The 24,096-nt window shown below is 40.7% G+C and carries 21 protein-coding genes; 11 read left to right on the top strand and 10 right to left on the bottom strand.

Annotated features, from left to right (window positions below):
- The first annotated feature begins 107 nt into the window (after window positions 1–107).
- From CHB81_RS19725 to CHB81_RS19715, 3 genes are read left to right on the top strand one after another with little or no spacing between them, the layout of a single operon-like run.
- The gene (locus CHB81_RS19725; RefSeq protein WP_089353557.1) at window positions 108–1,427 is read left to right on the top strand and encodes a TolC family protein; all 1,320 of its coding nucleotides are present in this window, start codon (window positions 108–110) and stop codon (window positions 1,425–1,427) included.
- A gap of 5 nt (window positions 1,428–1,432) precedes the next feature.
- A complete protein-coding gene (locus CHB81_RS19720) occupies window positions 1,433–2,494 on the top strand; it encodes an efflux RND transporter periplasmic adaptor subunit (protein WP_089353556.1) in 1,062 nt (353 codons plus the stop codon).
- A 5-nt stretch (window positions 2,495–2,499) separates the two neighbouring features.
- Window positions 2,500–5,598, top strand: coding sequence for an efflux RND transporter permease subunit (locus tag CHB81_RS19715; protein WP_089353555.1), 3,099 nt, complete (start codon window positions 2,500–2,502; stop codon window positions 5,596–5,598).
- Window positions 5,599–5,695: 97 nt separating this feature from the next.
- On the opposite strand, the gene CHB81_RS19710 is transcribed toward CHB81_RS19715, so the two are convergent.
- Together CHB81_RS19710 and CHB81_RS19705 are read right to left on the bottom strand one after the other, a co-directional pair.
- The gene (locus CHB81_RS19710) at window positions 5,696–6,424 is read right to left on the bottom strand and encodes a LytTR family DNA-binding domain-containing protein (protein WP_089353554.1); all 729 of its coding nucleotides are present in this window, start codon (window positions 6,422–6,424) and stop codon (window positions 5,696–5,698) included.
- Window positions 6,421–7,500 (bottom strand): sensor histidine kinase, encoded by a 1,080-nt coding sequence (locus CHB81_RS19705; protein WP_089353553.1) that lies wholly within the window; start codon window positions 7,498–7,500, stop codon window positions 6,421–6,423. The genes CHB81_RS19710 and CHB81_RS19705 overlap by 4 nt, the downstream gene beginning before the upstream one ends.
- 290 nt (window positions 7,501–7,790) lie before the next feature.
- Here CHB81_RS19705 and CHB81_RS19695 point away from each other — a divergent pair, with 290 nt between their 5' ends.
- The 6 genes from CHB81_RS19695 to CHB81_RS19670 all read left to right on the top strand — a co-directional run bounded on the left by CHB81_RS19695 (window position 7,791) and on the right by CHB81_RS19670 (window position 12,489).
- Window positions 7,791–8,783: a DUF6268 family outer membrane beta-barrel protein gene (locus CHB81_RS19695; protein ID WP_089353551.1), complete on the top strand. Its 993-nt coding sequence runs from the start codon at window positions 7,791–7,793 to the stop codon at window positions 8,781–8,783.
- 73 nt (window positions 8,784–8,856) lie between these two features.
- Complete coding sequence (locus tag CHB81_RS19690) at window positions 8,857–9,105, top strand: hypothetical protein (protein WP_089353550.1); 249 nt, start codon at window positions 8,857–8,859, stop codon at window positions 9,103–9,105.
- Window positions 9,106–9,209: 104 nt separating this feature from the next.
- On the top strand, window positions 9,210–9,833 hold the full coding sequence (locus CHB81_RS19685) for a Crp/Fnr family transcriptional regulator (RefSeq protein ID WP_089353549.1): 624 nt from the start codon (window positions 9,210–9,212) through the stop codon (window positions 9,831–9,833).
- A 198-nt stretch (window positions 9,834–10,031) separates the two neighbouring features.
- A complete protein-coding gene (locus CHB81_RS19680) occupies window positions 10,032–10,640 on the top strand; it encodes a TetR/AcrR family transcriptional regulator (protein WP_132022470.1) in 609 nt (202 codons plus the stop codon).
- A 282-nt stretch (window positions 10,641–10,922) separates the two neighbouring features.
- Entirely contained in the window at window positions 10,923–11,795 is an 873-nt protein-coding gene (locus CHB81_RS19675) for an alpha/beta fold hydrolase (protein WP_089353547.1), read from the top strand.
- 22 nt (window positions 11,796–11,817) lie between these two features.
- Window positions 11,818–12,489, top strand: coding sequence for a hypothetical protein (locus tag CHB81_RS19670; protein ID WP_199232493.1), 672 nt, complete (start codon window positions 11,818–11,820; stop codon window positions 12,487–12,489).
- A 169-nt stretch (window positions 12,490–12,658) separates the two neighbouring features.
- Here the strand turns inward: CHB81_RS19670 and panB are convergent, their stop codons facing one another.
- The 4 genes from panB to CHB81_RS19650 form a co-directional block, all read right to left on the bottom strand.
- A complete protein-coding gene (gene panB / locus CHB81_RS19665; protein ID WP_089353546.1) occupies window positions 12,659–13,480 on the bottom strand; it encodes a 3-methyl-2-oxobutanoate hydroxymethyltransferase in 822 nt (273 codons plus the stop codon).
- Between the two features lie 129 nt (window positions 13,481–13,609).
- Window positions 13,610–15,229, bottom strand: a complete 1,620-nt coding sequence (locus CHB81_RS19660; RefSeq protein ID WP_089353545.1) for a hypothetical protein — start codon at window positions 15,227–15,229, stop codon at window positions 13,610–13,612.
- A 6-nt stretch (window positions 15,230–15,235) separates the two neighbouring features.
- On the bottom strand, window positions 15,236–16,285 hold the full coding sequence (locus CHB81_RS19655; protein ID WP_089353544.1) for an HlyD family secretion protein: 1,050 nt from the start codon (window positions 16,283–16,285) through the stop codon (window positions 15,236–15,238).
- Window positions 16,286–16,294: 9 nt separating this feature from the next.
- Window positions 16,295–17,635 (bottom strand): TolC family protein, encoded by a 1,341-nt coding sequence (locus CHB81_RS19650; protein ID WP_089353543.1) that lies wholly within the window; start codon window positions 17,633–17,635, stop codon window positions 16,295–16,297.
- A gap of 220 nt (window positions 17,636–17,855) precedes the next feature.
- On the opposite strand from CHB81_RS19650, the gene CHB81_RS19645 reads away from it, so the two are divergent.
- Window positions 17,856–18,743: an AraC family transcriptional regulator gene (locus tag CHB81_RS19645; protein WP_089353542.1), complete on the top strand. Its 888-nt coding sequence runs from the start codon at window positions 17,856–17,858 to the stop codon at window positions 18,741–18,743.
- A 3-nt stretch (window positions 18,744–18,746) separates the two neighbouring features.
- On the opposite strand, the gene CHB81_RS19640 is transcribed toward CHB81_RS19645, so the two are convergent.
- The 3 genes from CHB81_RS19640 to CHB81_RS19630 form a co-directional block, all read right to left on the bottom strand.
- Window positions 18,747–19,631 (bottom strand): alpha/beta hydrolase, encoded by an 885-nt coding sequence (locus CHB81_RS19640; protein ID WP_089353541.1) that lies wholly within the window; start codon window positions 19,629–19,631, stop codon window positions 18,747–18,749.
- Between the two features lie 61 nt (window positions 19,632–19,692).
- Window positions 19,693–20,250, bottom strand: coding sequence for an NADPH-dependent FMN reductase (locus CHB81_RS19635; protein ID WP_089353540.1), 558 nt, complete (start codon window positions 20,248–20,250; stop codon window positions 19,693–19,695).
- Between the two features lie 109 nt (window positions 20,251–20,359).
- Entirely contained in the window at window positions 20,360–21,472 is a 1,113-nt protein-coding gene (locus CHB81_RS19630; protein ID WP_089353539.1) for an NAD(P)-dependent alcohol dehydrogenase, read from the bottom strand.
- Window positions 21,473–22,106: 634 nt separating this feature from the next.
- Here CHB81_RS19630 and CHB81_RS19625 point away from each other — a divergent pair.
- A complete protein-coding gene (locus CHB81_RS19625; protein ID WP_089353538.1) occupies window positions 22,107–22,784 on the top strand; it encodes a YceI family protein in 678 nt (225 codons plus the stop codon).
- A gap of 154 nt (window positions 22,785–22,938) precedes the next feature.
- Here CHB81_RS19625 and CHB81_RS19620 read toward each other — a convergent pair whose 3' ends face one another.
- A complete protein-coding gene (locus CHB81_RS19620; protein ID WP_089353537.1) occupies window positions 22,939–24,096 on the bottom strand; it encodes a MalY/PatB family protein in 1,158 nt (385 codons plus the stop codon).

Here is a 24,096-nt window from a genome sequence, read left to right as displayed (position 1 = left end):
AGGGAAAACAAGTTGGTATAAGAACAGGGGGATTTAGTATAATAACTTAAATAAGCCTTATTAAAACAGGTATTTTGGTCGCCATAATGACAAGAGTACTATTTTTTATGAGCAAAATTATCTATACTGCCCTTCTGATTTTCCTGAGTTGGAATATCTCAGCACAGGATTCCTGGAACCTAAAACAGTCCATTGAATATGGACTTGTACACAACCACAACAATACCATTTATGCCAACGAGAAAATTGCCGCCGATGCCAGAGCCCGTGAAGCGCTTGCAGACTATCTGCCACGGGTGAGCCTGAGTTCAACACTCGATGACAACCTCAAACTCCAACAAACCATAATCCCTGCGGGGATATTTGGCGATAAGGACTTAAGGGTGAGTCTTTCCAAGCAATACAGTACCAATGCCACCGCCCAGCTCGATCAGGTCATCTACAACCAGTCAATGCTTACAGGCCTCAGAGCCAATAAATACAACCGCCAGCAGGCCGAGCTTAATGCCCAGCAGTCACGCGAATCCATTATATACAATATCACCACTGCCTATCTCGATATCTTTATCTACCGCCAGCAGCTTGAACTTATACAATACAATCTCGACACCTATCAAAAACAGATTGATATCCTAAGGCTCAGGGTAAGCAAAGGCGTAACACTGCAAAAAGACCTCGATAAAATACAGGTGGATTACAACAACAGCCTGTCTCAGAAAAGAGTAGCCCAAAGCAATCTCGAACTGGCTCATAATGAACTAAAATTCGAGATGGGATACCCCCTCAGCACACCCCTTCAGGTGGATACCGTTGTCCCGGGACATCTGGCACTGGAATATAAAGGGGAATTCTCAGCTCCTGAACGCACAGATTACCGCCTGGCGGAACTTGATGTCCGACTCAAAGAAATAAAACAAAAAACCATCAGAGCCGAGGCGCTTCCAACCCTTACGGCCTACGCTCGTTATGGCGCTGTGGGATTTGGAGATGACCTTAAACAATCTTACAATGAGTTGAATCCTTTCTCAGCCGTAGGTCTTAAACTGACCATCCAGACCCTGGATTTCTATAAACGAAGCGCCCGATACCGTCAGGCGGATATCCAGCGCCTGAACTCGGAAGAAAATCTAAAACTTATTCACGACCAGTACAAAATGGAATTCAATAATGCCCAAACAAAACTCCAGCAAGCACAGGCCAATGTCGAGAATGATCAGCGTAATGTTACCCTTGCCCAGTCGGTTTTAGGGGTGACAGACCTACAGTTTCAAAAAGGAACCACAGACCTTACCGATTGGATCACTACTCAAAATGCACTCAAGCAATCCCAGCTCACCTATCTGAGTTCCCTCTATAACTATTATCTGGCACGCATCGATCTTGAGAAAGCAGCCGGTACATTGCAAAATTTTTACAATTCACTTTAAACACCATGAAGAAAAAATCAATTATTGCCTTAGTCGTATTAGGACTTATTGTCCTGATTGTTTTCAGGCTCGCCTCCAACAAGAATACTATCGATAAACGCAACAGCCCTATAGCTGCAAAACCTACTGCTATCCCTGTTACAGCAGCCACCGTTGTCCGGGAAACCCTTCAGAGCACCCTTCTAAAAACAGGAGAACTCGCTCCTTATAAACAGGCTACAGCACTGGCTACAGCCAGCGGAAATGTTCTAAAACTAAATTTTGAACTCGGAACACAGGTACAACAGGGACAGCTATTGGGACGCATTGATACAAGACTCCTGCAATTGGATCTTCAAAAATCACAGTCCAGTGCCGCCAAACTCAAACGTGATCTGCAGACCTACAGTGAACTCCTTGAAGGAAATGCTGCCACCAGGGAAAAAGTGGAAGAAATACGCCAGAATTACACCGAGGCCATCAACCGCTCCTCACAACTGGAGCGCCAGATTTCAGATGCTGCCATAAAAGCCCCAATTAGCGGGACAATTTCTTCAAGACCTGTAGAAGAAGGTGTCTTTGTGACCTCAGGAACTCAGGTAGCCACCATTGTAAACCTATCGCGAATCAAAGTAACGGTAAGCTTGAGCGAATCAGAAGTATACCAGATCAAAGAAGGACAAACAGCTACACTTCAAACAGAGGTATATCCCGATAAACAATGGCTGGGTAAAGTATCCTATATCAACCCGCAGGCCGACGCAGCGCACAGCTATGCCGTGGAGATTACCGCTGAGAATAGCAAAGAAGCCCCCCTTAGATCAGGTACTTTTGTAAAAATAAATTTCTCTAATAACAAACCTCAAACCGCCCTGCTGATACCCCGTGAAGCGCTTCTGGAATCTACCACTGATGCCTCGGTGTATATCATCGAACAAGGCAGGGCAATTTTACGCCCCATCAAGGTTGGAGCTCAATACAATGGCCGTATTGCAGTACTTGAAGGTTTAAGTCCCGGACAGAAGGTAGTCACCTCAGGTCAGATCAATCTACAAAACAGAACACCCGTGATCCTATCAAATAATTAAAAATTATGTCTATAACTGAAATTGCCATAAAACGGCCTTTGCTGCTCATTGTAATCTTCACCGTACTGGTGCTTTTCGGGCTGCAATGCTATCTGAACCTAAACTATAACCTGCTCCCTAAAATTGAAGTCCCAACCGTATCGGTCAGTACAATCTATCCTGGGGCATCTGCCTCTGAGGTACAGACCTCCGTGACTAAAAAATTAGAGGATGCCTTCGCCGCAGTGGAAGGTCTGAATCAAATGAATTCTACCTCACAGGAAAGCGTATCACAGATCACCCTGCAGTTTAAAAGTGGAACTGATCTCAATCAGGCCGAACGCGCCGTGCAGCGTAAGGCAGACCAAGCCATTAATGACCTTCCTGCCATATCGGAAAGACCTCAGGTCAACAAAGTCAACTTAGAGGAAACTCCCGTTATTAAAGCAGGAGTAACCGCTGGTATGCCCCCGCGCGAACTCTATGAATTTGTTGACAACCAACTAAGACCCATCCTGCAAAATGTACCCGGTGTGGGACAGGTAATTATAATCGGAGGAGATAAGCGCGAGATACAAGTGCATATCAATATGCAAAAACTCCAGTACTACGGGCTGTCGCTCTCGCAAATTACCCAGGCCATAAAAAACGCCAACCTCTCCTTCCCTGCCGGAAATATCGAAACGGCCAAACGCCAGGTATCCATACGCTATGATGCCAACCTGCAATCCCTTGAACAGCTCCGCAGCGTATCGGTGTCCACCACCAAACAAGGCAGCACCATACTGCTCTCTGATATTGCCGAGGTAACAGATGCTGCCAAAAAAACCACCGCTATAAACCATATCAACGGCACACCTTCCATTGGGGTACAGATTATAAAACAAACCGATGCTAATGCCGTTGATGTGAGCCGCGAGGTTAAAAAAGCACTTGCCGGCATTGAAGACCAATATAAGGAGCGAAAGCTGAAATTCACTATTTCTTCGGATCAAAGCATCTATACCCTGAGCTCGGCCGACGCAGTAATACACGATCTTATGCTCGCCGTTTTTATTGTTGGAATTGTTATGCTCGCATTTCTGCACAGCCTTAGAAGTTCGCTTTTTATACTAGTGGCACTCCCTGCCTCCATCATCCCTACCTTTATTGCCATGTATCTCCTAGGGTTCTCTCTCAATATGATGACCCTTATGGCCATGTCTCTGGTGGTGGGAATCCTTGTGGATGACTCCATAGTGGTGCTCGAGAATATCTACCGCCATCTTGAGATGGGAAGCGACAAACGAACCGCAGCCCTTGAAGGCCGTAATGAGATTGGTTTTACAGCCCTGGCCATTACTCTGGTGGACGTAGTGGTATTTTTGCCTCTTTCCCTGGCCGGTGGAATGATCGGATCCATACTTAGGGAATTCTCATTGGTGGTGGTAATCTCCACCCTTATGAGCCTTTTTGTGTCTTTCACCATAACACCGCTTTTAGCCAGCCGTTTCGGCCGTGTGGAAGAGCTTAACAATGACAGTCTCTGGGGTAGTATTAATATGAATTTTGAATACTTTATCGAAAGCCTTAAAGAAGAATACGGCAAGGCCCTAAAATGGGTACTGGGTAAAAAAAGGTGGCTGCTCTCAGGTACTATTCTTCTAATTATAGGCAGTATCGCTTTGGTACCTGCCGGATTTATCGGGGGAGCCTTCATACCGGCCACAGATCAGGGTGATCTGGTGATCAACCTTGAACTTGACCCCACAGCTTCGATATACCAGACCAACATGATGACCCAAAAAGCAGAAGCCATTCTCTTGGCACAACCTGAGGTAAAACAAGCCTTTTCCAGTATCGGGTTTGTCAGTGGCAGTGTTTCAGGGGCGGCCTCTAATGCCAATCTTGCCGAGATAACCACAACCCTGGTCGATAAGAAACAACGATCGATTTCCTCCGAGGACTTTGGTATCGCCATGCAGCAAAAACTCAGCCGGGTACTCCCGGGCGTAAAAATAACGGCCTCTGCCATTTCCATAACCGGTAATGTCAACAGCGCCCCTGTACAGATTGCCATCAAAGGCACCGATATTAAAGAAGTGCGAAAGATTGCCGAACAATATCGTAAAGCGGTCACAGAAGTGCCCGGAACCCAGTTTGTCAAACTCTCGGTAAAAGACCCAAAACCCGAGGTAGACATCAAATTGGACAGGGAAAAAATGAGCCTTTTAGGGCTGAACAGCTCACAAGTGGGCCTTGTCCTGCAAAATGCCTTCAGCGGTAATGACCAAAGTCTTTTTCGCCAAAATGGTAATGAATATGATATTCGAGTAAGCCTGGATGAGTCCAATCGTGCCGATATCAGCAGTCTTCGCAATATGCCTCTTGTCAACGATCATGGACAAACGATACTCTTGGGGCAATTTGCCACTGTTGGCGAAACCCTTGGAGAGACCACACTACAGCGTATCGACCGTCTGAACTCCATTACCGTACAGGCCAATGTTGCCGGACGCCCCACTGGAACCGTAACTAGTGAAATCAAGGATAAAACAGCCTCTATTAAAGCCCCTGCAGGGATTACCATACAATATCTGGGTGATGCCAAAAACCAGGGAGAAGCCTTTGGAAGCCTTGGTCTGGCACTGCTCACAGCCATCATTTTGGTATACCTGATCATGGTCGCGCTATATGAAAATGCCGTGTACCCTTTTGTAGTGCTCTTCTCCATACCAGTTGCATTAGTAGGGGCGCTTCTCGCCCTGGCACTGACCATGGAGACCCTGAACATTTTTACCATCATTGGAATGATCATGCTCTTGGGACTGGTATCTAAAAATGCGATCCTGATCGTAGATTTTACCAACCATCTCAGAAGCGAAGGCCATACGGTACAGGAGGCCCTGCTGGAGGCCGGAAAAGAAAGGCTCCGTCCTATCCTTATGACCACCCTGGCGATGATTCTTGGGATGCTCCCTATTGCCATTGCCAGCGGATCGGGCTCTGAAATCAAAAATGGAATGGCCTGGGTAATCATCGGAGGACTTAGCAGCTCTATGGTACTGACCCTTTTTGTAGTACCAAGTATGTATCTGATTATTGATCGTCTTATCAGCGCAGTCAAACCTCACAAAATACAATAACCGCCTTTGCCTTTTTATATGCCAGATAGCCAGTCTTTAAAAGACTGGCTATCTATTTTTTACTGTACTATGTATTACCTTAAAAAGTCAGGTTCTTTTAAGTGCCTTCCGTATTAAAGGAACTGCTTGCATATTTGTTGAAAAATTCCTTCTTAAAAACTTCTCCTAAAGGGATTTCTGTCTCTCCCAAATAAATGGTATGATGGTCAAAGGAATCAATAAAGTTCCTGTTGATGACATACGATTTACTAACCCTCATGAAAATTCCCGCAGGGACCTTCTGGTGGATATTTTTAAGGTTCATCGCTGTAATAAGCTTGTTGGTTTTGGTATAAATCACAACATAATCCTTAAGCCCTTCAATATAACGGATGTCCCCAAAAGCAATCCTGTGAAAACGACGATCGGACTTGATAACCAGATAATCTTCATTATTGGTCTCAACAGTACTTTTTTCAGTTTCATCGGAAAGCAATCCCAGATAGGTCGTGGCTTTAAGTATAGCCTTCTCCAAACGGGATTTTTCTATGGGTTTCAAAAGATAATCAATAGCATCAAGCTGATAACTCTTAAGGGCATGTTGAGGATAGGCTGTGGTAAACACAATTAGGCTTTGCCCGGGAATCCTTCTGGCAAACTCCAAACCGGTGACCATAGGCATCTGGATGTCCAGAAAGATCAGATCAACACTATGACTCTTTAAATATTCCAAGGCAGTTTGTGCATTGGAAAAAGTCCCCAAAATCTCAAGATTTGAAACCTCTTCCACCAGCGCCTTCATCTCCTCACGTGCCAGAGGTTCATCATCAATAATTATACAATTCATATGGGAATATTTAAATTAACGGTAAATTCATTTTCTTGGCTACTAATATCAAGTATAAAATCATCTTTGTATAAAAGCTTTAGGCGTCTTTTTATATTAGGAAGGCCAAGTCCGCTGCTCTCTGTCTCAAGAGCAACATACTGCGGATTCTTGGAATTGCGGCATACAAATTCCAATCTCCTGTCTTTCACTTCCAAAGTTATAAAAATATAAGCAGGACTCTCCCCTACATCCGCACTATGTTTAACCGCATTCTCTAAAAAAGTGGTAAAAAGATTCGGCGGTATAAAAACCGTACTGAGTATTTTCCCAGCAGTTTTACTCTGGATATCTACAGTCAGATGATCACGGCGAAGCATCTCCAGGTCCATAAAATTGGAAAGAAAATCCATCTCGGATCTAAGGGGAGTCTTCTCCTCATTATTCTCATAGAGCTGATACCTCAAAAACTCAGAAAGCTTCATAATCACCTGTGTTGCCTTTTCAGGATTACTGCGGATCAGAGCCTTTATCCCATTTAGCATATTAAAAAGAAAATGCGGATTAATCTGATTGCGAAGCTCCATAAGTTCCATTGAAAGGGTAAGATTACGCAGTTCAGCGATCCTCTGGCTGTCGATTTTCCACCTTTTAAAAAGCTGAAAGGCCGTGGTCATGAAAATAATAGGAATCACAATGATAATCCCCTCATAAAAACCCGTATCGTCAATACCGTTCTGACGCACATCGGCCAGTCCCTTAGGATCCAGATAGATTTTAAGGATACCCGACATGAGTCCCAGCCCTACCACAACAAGTATAAAAAGAAAAAGAAAATAAAGAATATAACGGCCTCGAAAAAACAAACGAGGTACCAAAACATACATATTGATATAAAACATCACAATAAACAAAAGATGCACACAAAGCAGCCTTAAATATTTGGTCTGCCCGCTATATTCCTTGAGCCAGTTCGAGAAAAAAACAATGGCCAAAAGTCCCAGCCACAAGAGTGCATGCCTGGCAATGCGATAACGGTCCTCCACAAGTAAATCAATTGCTTCTTTATCCCTGATCTGTTCTGTGGCATGCTTCATAGTACTGTCTTTAAATTAATTAGTGAGACAAATATAAGGCATTGCCTTTTTTCAATCGTCCGAAATTATACCAAACCCCTTCCTTGTACTACAAATTTTCCTAAATAATCCATTTAGTCGAATTTGGAAAGGATTTGGTATAAAATCAAAAAAGCGTATTGCCATTATTACTTCTTTTGTGCCGAGAATTACCCGCAAGAATTTACATGGGCTGATTCCTGCCGGTAACAATTCCATGGGCCAAATCCAGGAGACCAGATCACAAATTGCTATTAATCAAATGTAAAATTATGAAAATTCTAAAAAAAACACTCTTTTTCTGCTGCGTACTCTTGCCTTCTCTGGCATGCTTTTCTCAGACTCAATCAGACAGCATCAAAAAAAAGGTTATTGCCTATGCCGCGGACAAGTTCCCTATAACCCGTGCCCTTAATGTGGAATTCACGCACGTTGCTCCTTACAATTTTACTCCCGAGATGGGCAACACAAAACTGCCTCAGAGCAGGGTTGACGGACTTAATCAGGCAAAAATAAGTGCCAATTACAACTTTATCAAGACAAGAAAATGGATGCTTGGGGCAACCCTTGGATACAAGTACCTCAGTTCCGAATCACTGCTTACCTCACCTACAACAGCAGAAAAAACAGCCGTTGAACAAGACTTTCATTACCAGTTCAGTGCCCTTAACTTTGTCTATTTTACCAAGCTCTTTAAAAAAACAACTTTCTTTAGCTCCACAGTTATGGTCGACGGAAGTGAGCAGCATTTCGAACGTGTAAAAGCAATCTTTACCGGAACAATGGTATTAACCTCTAACGAAAGAACCAAACTTAGTGTAGGTATTCTTATCAATATTGATCCCAGCGCACAAAGTCCCTTTATTCCAACGGTTTCCTATGAACACCACTTTAACAATGGACTTATTCTCGATATCAACCTGCCTAAAAGCATGATGCTGAGAAAAAACGTGTTTGAAAACGGCAGGATTTCCCTGGGTACCGAACTGGATCAGACCAACTTCTATTTATATAACATCGACGGCACTTCAAAAAAATACGAATTCAGACAGCTTGATATTAATTCAGGACTGCTCTACGAACATATGATTGCCAACTATTTCCTTCTATCAGCCAAAACAGGAATCAGATTAAGTCCCAACGGAAGAATATTTGAAAAGAGCGGCTCCTATGCCGATCCGGTTTTTGAAGTTAAAAACGACCCTTCTTTTTACATGAATTTTGGTGTGTCGTTTAATCCTTTTGCTAAATACAAGAAAAGATAAACCTTTTACTGACTTTGGTATAGCAAGCTTTAGCATAGCGCTGAAATCTAAAATAACCTAAGCAAACAAAACCATGGAAGGCACTATATATCATATCAACACCGCCGGAGCATTATACTCGTTGTACATAACAGACGGAATATTTTTAATTTTTGAACTTATTGACAGCTGTAACCTCTCCAAAGGAGATATTATTAAAACCTCCGCACCGGGACTCGGTGATGTATTACTCTATAATGAGTCCACCGGTGTTGGTTTTGAGGCATATCTTGATAATTTTGTAGTGGGGGAATCTTTTGCCAAAAAAGCATGCCAGCTATAATAAACGACATGGGTAGAACAAATTAAACACCCAAGCGACACATAATCTGATCAAGTGTCAGCACAAAGTCAATATTTCTTATATTTACTGATTATAACAATAGTATGGACAATACCACTCCTTCCGCATATACTGAGCCTATTACAGGGCAATTGATCCGTTTTTTCAATCAGTTCTTCCCCTTAAACGATAAGGAACAGGAGGAAATTATACGATTGTTTTCAAAAAGAGCCATCAGACGTAAAGGATATCTGCTGCAGGAAGGCGATATATGCCGTCATTACTTCTTTATTGTCTCAGGCTGCTTTAAAATGTTTGCCGTTGATCCTGCAGGCAAGGAACATAACCTGCAGTTTTCAGTTGAAAATGACTGGATAAGCGACCTTCAGAGCTTTTATGAACAAAAACCAAGCCGCCTGTACATTGAAGCGCTCGAGCCTTCAGTAGTGCTCCAGATACAGCATGATGATCTCTTATATCTTTTTATTAATTACCATAAATTCGATCGTAATTTCAGAATTATTACCGAACAAAAATATATGGATTTTCAAAATCGTATTCTCCAGAATATCAGCTCCACAGCTGAGGAACGCTATGTTAGTTTTGTAAAACAGTATCCTGGATTATTCAACAGGGTACCCAACACCCAAATTGCTTCCTATCTGGGAATTACTCCTGAGTTTTTAAGTAAAATAAGAAAGAAGATTGTAGCGGATCACGAATTATAGTCCTCTTTTCTTATTTTGATAATTATACGTATGGATTATAATAGGTATAGATGCTGAGCCAGCTTTGCTGCTTTTTTTGCAGTGCCGCAGAGCCAGAGCTAATCCAATTATTAAATACAATCAGATTTTGATGCAGCAAAATTTTTAATTGATCTACTTTACTTGAGTATTAAAGCTGCACTGACAATTAAAAAGGATATGGAAATAAAAGATATTAGTGGAATTAAGAAAAAATTGTTGGAAACTGCCGAAACCCTATTCTCCGATAAAGGGTATAACGGAACAACAATTAGAGAAATAGCCCGGGCAGCAGACGTAAATCTTGCCCTGGTGAACTATCATTTTGGATCTAAAGAAAACCTGTATCTAACCATTTTCCAAAGAAGATTTTTAGCCTACCAAAATGCACTCTTAAAAATGGATCAAAACCAGGGAGCCGCTAAAAAACTAGACAGCTTTCTGGATATTTACGGCTCTTTCATAGACACGCACCGTAATTTTCATCGCCTGCTGAGCAGAGAATTGACACTGTTGCATCAGTCAGCCATTAAAGAGGTAATCACAAAAGGTACACATAAGAATTTTGATCTGGTGAAAAGCATTATCCTCGATGGCATTCAAAGCGGTATTTTTAAAAAAGTAAATGTAGATCTGGTTGCGCTGAATATTATAGCATTTGTACCTCGTGTTTTCTCAGGAAGCCCTTTTATAGACGATCTTTTTAAGTCGCAAAATTCCCGGCTTGACAATAAAGAGACACTCAGTACGCAACTCAAGGAATATTTTTATGCTATCCTAAGCAAATAAAAGACTGCCCTGCTTATACTTGGGTAATATCCGGGGTAAAACCTTGCAACAAACACGGTCTTCTTCCCTTGCTCTGTTAACCATAAACTAGTTTAAGAAAAAAACTTAAACTCCAAGTGAATTATAGCTTATCCTGTAACTTCTTGTTATCAGAAAATTCATTATTTTTCAGTACTTTACATCATAAAACTCCAGTAAGTCTTAAACTAGTTCAAGTATTTTTATTGAAATAGATTATTGTTGAGAATTTATTTAGTTTTTAATTTTGTAAAAAAATACACGATGAAAAAATATCTTATACTTCTACTGGTTTTAACCAACAGCCTTGTGCAGAGTCAGCAAAAAAATCCTGTCACTATGCGTTATGCCTTACAGCAAGAGGTTATAACCCCAAAAACACCTCCTTATGGCAACAATCAAGCTGCAGGGCATTATATAACCTCGGGCGATGCAAAGATCTATTATGAACTATATGGCAAGGGAGAACCTGTTGTGCTGCTCCATGGGGGTATATTGGGGTCTACCTTTGAGATGTACCATTTCATTGACAGCCTAAAGGTTAATCATCAGGTAATAGCCATCTCTACCAGAGGTCACGGAAAATCAGAAATGGGTAATCAGCCTCATACCTACGAGCTAAAAGCCAAAGATGCCGCCACGGTATTAAATGCAGTAACAAAAGATAGTGCCACCGTGATAGGTTTTAGCGACGGAGGTTATACGGGCTATATGCTTGCAAGCCTTTATCCTGCCAAAGTTAAAAAATTAGTAGTCGTTGGAGCAGCAGAAAGACATCCTGGAGACACTGGAAATACGATTACTGTAGAGCAGGCTTTTAGCCTTGATAAAACTTTTATGGATCAGCAGCTGGCCCTGATGCCCGAGCCAAAAAGACTCCCGGAACTCTTTGAACGTGTAGAGCATGAATTCAATACCAAACTTGTGGCCGACCAGAAACTCTTTAGCACTATTAAATGTCCTGTCCTGGTTATGGTGGGCGATCGTGATAATTTTGTTTCTGTTGAGCATGCTGCTGCTGCTGCTAAATTTATTGCAAAAGGCCAGCTTAGTGTTATTCCCGGTGCGGGGCATGGCGCTTTTCTACAAAAATGGACTGTTGCCTGGCCGGCTGTACAATATTTTTTACAACATTAAATTGAATACCTAATTAATCAAGATGATAAATATTTTTAAATATGCAGTGCTGACGGTGCTTTTTAGCCCGGGTCTGTTTGCGCAAAAGATAAAACTTACTGATACTGACTTAAAGCCAGTAGGAATCTACCTTTCTCAGAGTAAAGTAAATGGAAGCAAAGCCATACGGGTGGTTAAAGATTCAACTATTGTCCTTGATGATGAACCGACCTATGCCAGAATCAATAATCTTGAATTTGCTCAGGGCACAATTGAAGTGAAGGTGTTGAGTAAAATACTAAAAACTGCCCCTTCCCACGCACGTGGTTTTATAGGTGTAGCATTTCACATTAATGAGGATAATTCTAAGTTTGAAGCCATCTACATCAGACCCGCAAATGCCATGGCAGAGGATCAGCTTCGCAGAAACCGCTCTACACAATATTTTGCCTATCCCGATTTTAAATTTACAGACAGCAGAAAAGTAGCTCCTGGTGTTTACGAATCATATGAGGATATGGAACTCAACAAATGGATAACCCTTAAAATCGTTGTCAAAGGCCAACAGGCAAAATTATACATTGACGGGCGCAAAGAACCCTCTTTGATCGTAAACGATCTAAAACTGGGACTCGATGCCAAAGGCGGCATCGGACTGTTTGTTGACATAGGTACCGAAGGTTTTTTTAAAGATCTTGTCATCTACAAACAATAATACTCAGAAGGCTGTTTTAATTACTTTAAAAGTAATTTTCAGTGGCTATTATTCTCTCATTCCAAAACTCAGTTATATCCAAATAGAGCGCTATTTTAGGAATAACTGAGTTTTTTATTATGTCCTTAGCAGGATTAGTAAATACGATAAAAGGGGCGTCTTAAAAAGTTTAATACCATTCGTCTTGAGATGGGAATTTAATGCTTTTTACATCACTAACGTATCCCGAGACTGCCTCTGTTATAATACTGTATAAATCTGCATACTTTCGTACAAACTTAGGACTGAAATCCCGGTTCATTCCCAGCAGATCATGCACAACCAGTACCTGCCCGTCTACATTGCCCCCTGCTCCTATACCTATTATTGGTATCGATAATGATGCTGCTATCTCCCCGGCAAGACCAGCGGGTATTTTTTCCAAGGTAATGGCAAAACAGCCCGCCTCTTGTAATAGTAATGCGTCACGTCTTAATTTCTCGGCCTCAGCTTCCGATTGGGCACGAAGACCAAAGCCTCCATAACGGTGAACCGACTGTGGCATAAGCCCCAGATGCCCCATAACAGGTATCCCTGCAGCTATAATTTTTTTTATATCAGGTAGCAGCTCTTCACCGCCTTCAATTTTCAATGCCTCGGCGCCGGTACCTTTCATAATGGCAACGGCATTAGCCAGTGAATCGTAAGGGTTACCACAGCATGTCCCAAAGGGCATATCCACTACCAGTAAAGCCCGCTTCACTCCACGGCGTACAGACGCCCCATGATAGATCATCTGATCCAGGGTAACCGGCAGCGTGGTATCATAGCCTGCCATTACATTACCGGCAGAATCCCCCACAAGTATAACATCTACTCCCCCTTGGTCTAAAAGACTGGCCATGGTAAAATCATATGCCGTTAACATACTGATTTTTTCTCCTGTTGCCTTCATTTTTCGCATTACCGCGACGGTAACTTTATTACTTTTAAGTTCTATAGTAACTGACATATTTTTCTCAAATTTAAAAGGGGCAAATTTTGTTTTTTTGTTTGGTTGTGGCAATGCCTCAAAGAAATAAAAGCATACCTAAAGGTTATATATAATCCCCGTAAAACAGCAGAAATTAATTAATCCATTTTATCTGGTTACGGATCGGATATCTTTCCATGAGGGAATTTTTCGTGTTATATCCGCGGAAAAATGCCAGAAAAGCAGTAGCAGGATTATGCTCAGTCCCACTATGGCCATAGTGCCGAAAATTTCCCGTCCTGCCAAAAGAACAGCCTGTTGGTTTACTTTACCATAAAGCCCTTTTGCCGCCAGGATAGCACTATCTGTTGTATTGCTTCCTCCAAGGATTGCCTTGTTGTAAGCGGCAGAATAAAAAGCCGCAACTTCAGGAGAATACGTACCGGTATTGCCGGCGAGTTTTGTATGAAAGTCCATGGTGCTGGTATATTGTCCATAACCCAAAAGCGAGGCCACAATAAGGCTGCCCACCGCATTTCTGGCCATAGCCAGATAACAAAGCACTTGTGTAAAGATAGCCGGACCGGCATCACGCGTAATGTACTTTCCGGTGCCTGTAAACAAAAGAATATTACCAAAGCCTCTTAGGAAATAAGGCAGGGCAATCACCGAAGAATCAGCTAAGCTTCCAATGGAAAAATACAAAAGAATGTAATGCAGGCTCAGGCTAGAAAAAGCTATTACAAAGAAAAGCTTAAATGGCCCGTTATACCATCTGAACCAGCCATAGCTAAAGAGGCTGCCTGTAAGAATACCTAAGGCAATATACCAGTTTAAGGCTGCATTGTTAAGATCATCAAGTTGTAATACCCCCATGGTAAAGGGGCCCATAACACTAACGCTTGCCGATAAAAAAGGCTGCATGAGCAGGATCATGAAAATTGCTGTATTTACACTTTTAATCTTAAATACCTCCGGGTGAATATAGGGCCTTCCAGCGCGAAACATCCAAAATAAAGTAATTACTGCAAAAAGTAAGGATAAGAAAACAGCAACCCTAATCTGCTTTGCCCAGAACCAGTCCATGATCTGTCCGTAACTAAAAATGTAGGTGATACAAGTAAACAAAAGGCTCCATAACAATGCACCAAGCCAGTCAATACCGTACAAGGGCAACTTTTTGGCTACGCGTACATCGTGCAATACCAGTTGTGCCAGTAAAATCATTACAGCATGAGCTGCCAGTAAAATGCGATATATAGCCCTCCAGTCATAATCATAATTAAGCTGCACAGCCCAGATACCTGATACTTGTCCGCTGAGCAGCACAAGTCCTAATGCTACACTAAAGAAAACACCATAATCTTTTTTAGGAGTGATGATCAACTGAATAGAAACCAGGGTTTCAAAAGTCCCCACCATCTTTGCTGCCCCCAATATAAATGAAGCTGTTGCAAGTAGTATAATAGAATCTGAGTACATTGCTATGGCCATCATACCAGCCACAATTAGAGCACTTGTGGTGATAATTTGGCGTGAGGTAAACCGTAACTTAAACCGAAAAAGCATCGGAAATACCAAACAAAGCCCTGCCATAGTCATCTGGAAGAAAAAAGTCAGGTCTTCTTTAAGCATCTGGCTCGCACCTGTAAGGGTACCCGTTAGATTAAGGTAGACGGTATTGGAAAACTGAAATATTAAGGCAAAAAGCACAAATAATGTTATCCTGACAAGACGTGGGACAAAACTATGAAAAGCTGCAATGGTAGGTTTTGAAAGAGTATCCATAAATTGCTATTGTACTGTTACTACTGCGTTCATACCGGCTCTGAGTTGTGAAAGGATACCGGCACTGGTATTACGTTCTATTTCGATACGTACCGGTATGCGCTGCTGTATCTTTACAAAATTGCCTGTTGCGTTATCAACCGGTACCATGGAATATACCGCTCCGGTAGCCGAGGCAAATGCCCCTATCCTTCCCCATATGATAGTCCCGGGTATCCCATCTATACTAATTTTAACCTTTTGTCCCACTTTTATCCCCGATAGTTGTCTTTCTTTAAAATTGGCCGTGATCCATTTATTCTCGTTGTCAATTATTGTATTGAGTTGCTGGCCGGCTTGTACCAACTGTCCTTCGGTTATGGTTTTTCTGCCCAGATAACCATCACAGGCTGCAGTAATAACGGTATAACCCAGATTAATACTGGCTATGTTTAATTGCACTTGCGCCCTCTTAAGTGCAGCCTGGTTAACCAAAACCCTGCCATTACCTTCCTGAACCGTCAAAGTGCTGCCAACACGAGCTCTTTCCAATGTTTCAACCTGAGCCTTCAAGGCTTGATAATCACTCTTCACCTGATCAAACTGTTGCTGTGTTACCGACTCCTTTTCCAGCAATGTCGCATATCGCTTAAAGTTTTTCTCGGCATTCCATAATTTTGCCTTTACCTCGGCTGTACGTGCTGCAGAAACAGCAACCCCATTGGCAAGTGTATTAACACCCGATACAGTTACCTTTTTCCCTGCTTCGGCGTCCATCAGTGCGGCCTGGGCAAGCTCCTTCTGCGCTCTGTAATCGGTATCATCGATTACAACCAAAGTATCGCCTTTATTTACCCACTGAAATTCTTTAAAATAAACCCTTTTTATATAACCGCCCACCCGGGCATTAACCGGTGTTAAAAGCTGTTGTACCTGGGCATCATCCGTAGAGCGTCCCTGATCAAAATTAAGAAAATAAACCCCTGTAAGTATAAGTACTACTATAGCCAACAAACCCATAAAAAGGCGAAAAATAATGGTGGTCTTGTTCATTGCCTGTCTTTGATGATTCTTCATAAAATAAGATTAAAGTTGTCCCAGGCTTTTTAAGAGCTGGAAATAATTAAACAGTATCTCAGCCTGCGCATCAGTAACCCTAAGATCGGCTTCCAGCCTTTGATTGCTGGCATCGGTAACCTCTGTGTTAAGCGTTAGCTGTTCCAGATAACTATCAGCTATCCTTTTGTAGTTTTCCTGTGCCAGTTCCTGTTGTTTGTATAAAGTATTGAGTTGGTTAAATGACTGCTTGAGGTTTATAAAACCACTATTTACCTCCCTGCTTAAAGATTCTTTGGCTAACTCTTGCGTAAGTGTTGCAATACTGATATCGCTCTGGGCAATATCTTTTTTTCTGCCACTCTGATATAAATTACTAAGAGAATAGCTTACCCTTAAGCCAATAGCATTATTATAGGCATAAATATCTTTTGCCGGTATATCAAAGGTATAAGGTCGGGCAAAAGTAGAATTGACAAAAAGATCAATTTGAGGATAATCAGAAGATTTTACCAGTTGCTTTCTTTTTTGAGCCAAAGCAACACGCAGGGCATATTTCTGATAATCAGCATTGCCGGCAAGTGCAGTCTTTATAACTTTTTCAATACTATCGTTGCCTATGAGCTCAGCCGATGCCTGGGGTATTTCTACAGCCTGAGGAATCAAAACCGTACCCTGGGCAAGGGCAAGCATACTGATAATATTATAGTTGGTAATGGCAATACGGTCCGTTAGTTTGGAAAGCGCCAGTTCATAAGTAGAAACCAGTAATTCATTGCGTATCAAATCGCTCTTTAAAGCAGCACCTGATTGGTAGCGGTTGGTAATCTTCTTTAAAAGATCACGCCCTAAAGTGATATTCTTCTCAAATACTTTTTTTTGGTTGTATCCCTTATAAAGATCAAGAAAATATCCTGTTAGCATCAATCTGATACTTTGACTGTCTCTTGTTAAGTCCAGCCCGGCAATACGATTTTCAATTTTTGCCATATCAATGGCAGTTGTAACTTTTCCTCCCGAATAAAGTACCAAACCTGCCTGAAGGGCATACGAATTTGAAAAATGAGGCATGTCATAAAAACCGGAATTCATAGTACCCAAGCCAATAACACCCACATTTGTAAGATAGCCTACTGACCCGTTTACACCTACTGTAGGGAGGCGGTCATTTTTCTTATCACGCACTACCACCTGGGATCTCTCCAAAAGCGCATTGCTTAACTTAATTTGCTTATTGCCAGCATCGGCCATTTTGAATAGCTCTCCCAATGAAATTTTTAGCGAATCTTGTTGAGCCATCACCATTGAGCCATGTGAAAGAAATAAATAAAGGACTACTTTTTTAGTTATAGAATATAGCTGCATCATCATAGTTTTCTAATAGGCAAAGTTCACCATACTAATGGCTCTGGGCAATAGCTAAAAGAAACAATAATATATCTAAAAGTTATTATTCATCAAAAATTAGTAACTTTGTTTTTAAGTATATTTTAAAATAAAAACCAACATAACAGCAAGATAGTTACTTTTATCATACTGTAAAGGAAAATAAAAAATATACAAAGGATATATAAATAATATAGATTACCTAATGGAGATCCCTACTGAAAGTACATATAGAAACATAGATATTCCCGCTATCCGCCAGGACATTGGTTTACAACACCGGCAGCCGGATCTTCTGGTATATGATTCAAGCCACCACAATAGTGATTTCATACGAAACAAGCCTTTCCGTTCAGGCCATTTTTCGGTAATACTTGTCATTAAGGACAGCATGAAAATAAAAGTCAATTTCTTTGAATACGAATTGACTGCAAAAGAAGTACTCATTGTTCCCCCTTACGCTATTCGTGAAATGCTCTGGGAAGGTGATAATGTACATTTTATCTCACTGCTCTTTACATCAGAATTCCTCACTGAGGCCGGAATACTAGGTAAATACTTTAATGTGGCTAACTTTCTCAAAGAAGGCATGGTCGCTTTGAGTAAAGTAACTCAAAGCGACCATGCCTTGCTCCTTGAACTAACTAAAATAATCCATACCCTGTTAAACGCAGATTCATACCGCATCAATGATGATGAGGTAATCCGAAATCTTTTCAGAGCAGCACTTTTAAAAGTTAAACAGTACTATGACGAAATCCCCGTAGATAAGAAACTCTCTGCAAGCCTAATCTACAGATTTATAAAATTGTTATCCCAACATTACCTTTCGCATAGGGAAGTAAGCTTTTATGCAGAAAAGTTAAATATCAATGAAAAGTACCTGACCCAATTACTAAAACGAAAAACCGGTAAAACAGCACGCCAATTTATCATTGAGATGGTAATTCTTGAGGCCAAAGTAGTCCTAAATGAAAATATACTTTCTGTAAAAGAGATCGCCAGCAGGCTCCACTTTGAAAATCAATTTCATTTTAGCAGATTCTTTAAACAATATGCCGGGGTCTCTCCTACAGAATATAAAAAATTATAATTATTAATTAGAACCATATCCCATCGATACAAGCCACCCTGTAAAGCTATCCATCCATTGATCAACAGGAAGCTGCTGTTTTTTGCTCGCAAAGCCATGATGTCCTTTAGAATACACATGCAATTCAGCAAGCCCATTGGCAGATTTCCATCGTTGGTATAATTTAAGGGAATTGAGATCAAAACCAAAATCATCATCCTGGGTAACAGCAACAAACAAAGGTGGTGCAAGAGCCGGAACTGCTGTATCGATTACAGGGTTTAAATATGGATAAATTGGAGCGCTAAATAATGGCTGAACTTGTGGATCTGGGTCTACTGCAAGGGCTGCCGCTATAGTCCCGCCCGCAGAAAAGCCAATAACCCCTACTTTTGTAGCCTCAAAGCCTAATGCCCCCGCATTCTGCTTTAAATACTTCATCGCAGTTTTACCGTCTTCAATTGCCAGAGGTACCACAGGGGCCATAATGGACTCCAAGACCTCAAAATTCTTAGCGTATTGACTTAACTTGCCAAAAGGATCTTTTGAATCCACCGGTACCAGCCTGTACTTTAATACTGCCGCTGTGTATCCTTTAGCAGCTAATTCCTTTGCGATAGTGACACCTTCATCATCATAAGCCAGTATATGAAATGCTCCTCCAGGGCACACTAAAACACCTATACCATTTGAATTACCCTTCTCAGGCTTGTAAATACTAAGCGAGGGGCTCGTTACATTAAATACGATCCTGCTTCCTGATTTAGGATCAGGTATTATGGTCTGCTCTTTGTTTTGGGACTTCTCCGCCGTTTTTCCTTGAATGGTTAAGGTTATGTTTTGCTGAGCAAAAACCCCATTATTTATAAGGCACACAAAGATTATAATTACTACATCCTTTATTTTCATACTTGTTATTTTATGGCTATTATCTACTCCAGGTTATAACCTGTGCCTATGGTCTTTAGAATTATTTTGCGTTTTGATTAAACCATACTATGTAACTATCAACTGCGTTTTTAATAAAGTCTTTTGTCCCCCCTTCTTTAATTATCCCGTCTTCATCAAAAAGTTCATTAACCTTGGCAAGGTAAACCTCGGGCTGCTGCATAACAGGTATGTTTAAAAATACAAGGCTTTGTCTTAAATGATGATTGGCCCCAAAACCTCCTACGGCACCCGGGGAATTACTAAAAATTGCCCCTGGCTTACCATCCCAGACACTTTTACCATAAGGACGTGAGCCAACATCAAGCGCATTTTTAAGTACAGCCGGTACAGACCTGTTGTATTCGGGTGTAATAAAAATAAAGCCGTCCAGTTGCTTTACCTCATCCCTAAAAGAGCTATAGGCTGGCGGGACTTTATGATCATCATCAAAATCCTGATTGTATACCGGCAGGTCATCGAGCCTGATTGTTTTAAACTCATAACCTTCGGGTGCCATAGCCAATATAGCTTTACCTAATTTTTTTGAAAACGATTCTTTACGCAGGCTTCCTGCGATTATACCAATTACTTTGCTCATGATTTAGTGTTTTTATTTATTAATAACCTCTGGGCAGTATTTTTCAATACTATGGTTTACTTATTGTATTTACAAAAGAATGCCGGTGACCCGGCATTCTTTCAATTAATTATCCTTTATAATCACCTATTAAAAGTACCGATTTAATAGTCCTTCCTTTTTCAGAATCTTCAACCGCCTGATTGATATCTTCAAAAGCATATGTTTTAATAAGCTTGTCAAAAGGAAACTGGCCATGCTGATACATTTTTATCAGTTTAGGAATAAATTCCTGTGGCACACTGTCTCCCTGGTTTACAAATTTAATTTTGTAGCCTTTTGTCAAAAAGATATTGGTTTCAAGTTCTAATGGTTTTGTAGCAACCCCAATTATGGCTATTTCGCCTACGGGAGCCAAAACAGCCAGTGAGTTATTAATAACCTCATTGCGCCCTGTAGTATCTACAGCATATTGAACACCATTGGGCAGTATTTCTCTAATGCGTTCCTGGACATTCTCTCTCATACTGTTTATCGTATGGGTTGCCCCCAGCTCTTTAGAGAATTCCAATCGCTCATCGTTGATATCTACTGCGATGATAGTAGTTGCAGAACTGGCTTTTGCCGCCATAACAGCAGAAAGTCCAACCGCGCCAGTACCCGATATAACCACCGAGCTCCCTACTTTAACTTTTAAGGTGTTGATTATGGCTCCGGATCCTGTTTGTATACCACAGCCCAAGGGACCTAAAATTTCTAAAGGCGCATCTTTAGGCACTGCAATCACATTATTTTTATGAGCAATAGAATAGGTTGCAAAAGAGGATTGTGAAAAGAAATTATCATTAATTGGTTTGTGGTCATGATCATGATGGCTGTGGGATCCATCAACGCGGGCACCTGAGAAATTCCTTTGGAAAAATTCATAACAATACGCAGGAGTTCCGCTGCGGCATATCTCGCATTCTCCGCAATAACCATAAGTAAGCACCACATGGTCACCCACTTTGAGGTGATGCACATCTTCACCAATCTTCTCTATTATACCCGCACCTTCATGGCCAAGTATAACCGGAAAATTTGGCGACCCCATGATAAAATCACGTGCTACCAAATCTGTATGACAGATACCCGTTGCTACAATTCTAACTAATACTTCCTCTAAGCCCGGCTCATCAAGAAGCACTTTACTAAGTTTAAAATCACTGCCTTTTTCACCAACTATTGCTGCTGTAATTTCCATAAATTTAAATTTTAAGGTTGCTAAATTTGGTATGTTTGTTTACCCATACCGATAAGTTATAATTAAATATTTTAATAAAAAGACACTATTACTTTTTCAAAAGAAAAGCCTTAAGATGAAAATAATAGCCTTGATATATGCCCGTATTAGTTGAGATAAAAAATGAGGCATAAAATCTTCCTATCAAAGTTCTCTATAATTATAAACTTATGCCCTTAAACTATATTAAGAAATACTCTTAACCTAGTTTAAGTAATACACTTAAATTCAGATCATAGAATTCACAAAAAAATAAGAATCTCTAAAAAGTGATTGATCCCCGCTTAAAGACACATATGACAAGATTAAAAAAATTTGACAGGGCTCTAATTCACTTTTTTTGTGCAATACCTCTTTGAGAAAAAGCATAGAGTATTTATCTTTATATTCCTAAGGGCATATCCGTTAAAAAACAACAACTATCCTTTTGTTATCCCCTTAAATCATCCTAAGTAAAATTATTATTAAAACTTTTTTCCTTAAATTGTCACTAAATTTCCGATTATTATAACCCTCTCTGTTTTTAATAAAGGAACTTTGCATTAAAATAAGGCTTTGTAAATAATAGACCTTTTAACTAATTAAACATAAACAAATGAAAAAATTAAATGTATTAACCTTGGCCGCAGTTACTTTATTTTTAACGGCATGTGGTGGAAAATCCTCTAATGAAACAACAACTGGTGAAGAACAGCAGGTTGCCGAAAAAAAGGGAGAAGTATTAGCTGTAAACCTACAAACGTCTAAAGTAGACTGGAAAGCATTTCATAAAGGAGGTTTTGCGCCTCGTTGGGGCACACTTTCCATTAAATCAGGGGAAATCTCAGTTGAAGCCAATGAGCTGACTGCAGGTGACTTTGTAATAGATATGCAGTCACTAAAAGTAGACCCGGCATCGGTAACTGAAAAAGACAAAAAATACTCTGAATTAGAAGCTCATTTAAAAAGCGCTGACTTTTTTGATGTTGAAAAAAATCCAACTGCAGACTTTAAAATTACCGGTGTTACTAACTTAGATACTCCTGTAAAAGGGGCTGTAGAAGGGGCTAATAAAACCATAAGCGGTAACCTTACCCTTAAAGGAAAAGCCCTTAATGTGACTTTCCCTGCAAAAGTTACTATAGTGGACGGGACTGCTACACTGCAAGCGAAATTTACGGTTAACCGTACCGATTGGGACATCAAATTTGGAGCCTCTGAAGCAGATCCAGCAGAATGGATGATTAGCAAAGATATCGAGATTGGTATTGATGTGAGCGCTGCTAAAAAATAAAACCCAAGGGTTAATTATTATTCTTAAAAAGCTGTCCAGATTGGACAGCTTTTTTTTCTGGCCGATTGTCTTCCCTGTAAAGGGTCACACTAAATCGCAAAAATCTACAATAAGATTATCTTTAATTTATACGTAATAAAACTAACATTGCTTTTTAAGACAATCCGTTTAAAAGCCTTTCAAGACCTTTTTGTAAAACTGCTCTTGGAGCCGCAATGTTAATTCTTATAAAACCTTCACCTGAGACACCATACATACTACCTGGATTAATCCAAAGTTTTTGTTGTTCCAGTAGATCATGAGTCAATTCATCTGCCGTTTTTCCCAAGGCTGTGCAATCCATCCAAACCAAATAGGTTCCCTGCAAAGGGGTCACTTTAATTTCGGGTAAATACAAGGCCGTAAATTCTATAAGAAAGAGATAGTTCTTGTAAAGGTATTGTTTTAATGCGTCAAGCCACTCTTCTGATTGGTCATACGCTGCAATGAGCGCTGTGATACCAAATAAATTCAGTAATTCTATTCCCATAAGTTTAAAAGAAGATTGGATTGCTCTTCGTAACTGATCGTTTTGGGTAAAAAAATACCCCACCTGTAATCCGGCTAAATTAAAACTTTTGCTAGGAGAACTCAGGGTCAGACAATTAAGACTATACTTTTCTCCAAGTGAAGCAAAAGGAGTATGAATATGCCCCTCAAACACTAAATCAGCATGAATTTCATCGGATACCACCACCACATTATAAGTGATACAAATATCTCCAATGGTTTGTAATTCTTCTTTTGTCCATACCCGACCAACAGGATTGTGCGGGTTGCTGATCATCAAAAGTTTTACTTTAGGATCAGCAGCCTTTTGTGCCAAATCCTTAAAATCAATAGTATAGCTGCCGTTATTGTAAATCAAATTATTCTCAATGGCAATCCGACCGCTATTTAAAATACTGGTATGAAAATGATTGTAAACCGGGGATTGTATGATTACTTTATCGCCTGTTTTGCACAGCGATTGCACGGCTGCCGATAATGCGGGGATAACACCTGAAACCGGTACCAGCCACTGTTTTTCAACAGTGAAACCATATCTTCTTTCCCACCATCTGGTTATGGCATCGTAAAATGCTTCAGGGATCTCTGTATAGCCAAAAATACCATGATCAACCCTTTTCTGCAAAGCAGTTAGAATTGCAGGTGCCGATTTAAAATCCATATCTGCAATCCACATCGGGAGTACCTCACCAAAGGGAATCTGGTCCCACTTAATGGAATCGCTACTGCTACGCGATATTACTTCATCAAAATTATATTTCAT

The sequence above is a fragment of the Flavobacterium sp. ov086 genome (genome assembly GCF_900187965.1).
GTDB lineage: Bacteria > Bacteroidota > Bacteroidia > Flavobacteriales > Flavobacteriaceae > Flavobacterium.
Note: the sequence above shows the minus strand (reverse complement) of the source record. Positions and strands in the feature narration are given on the sequence as shown.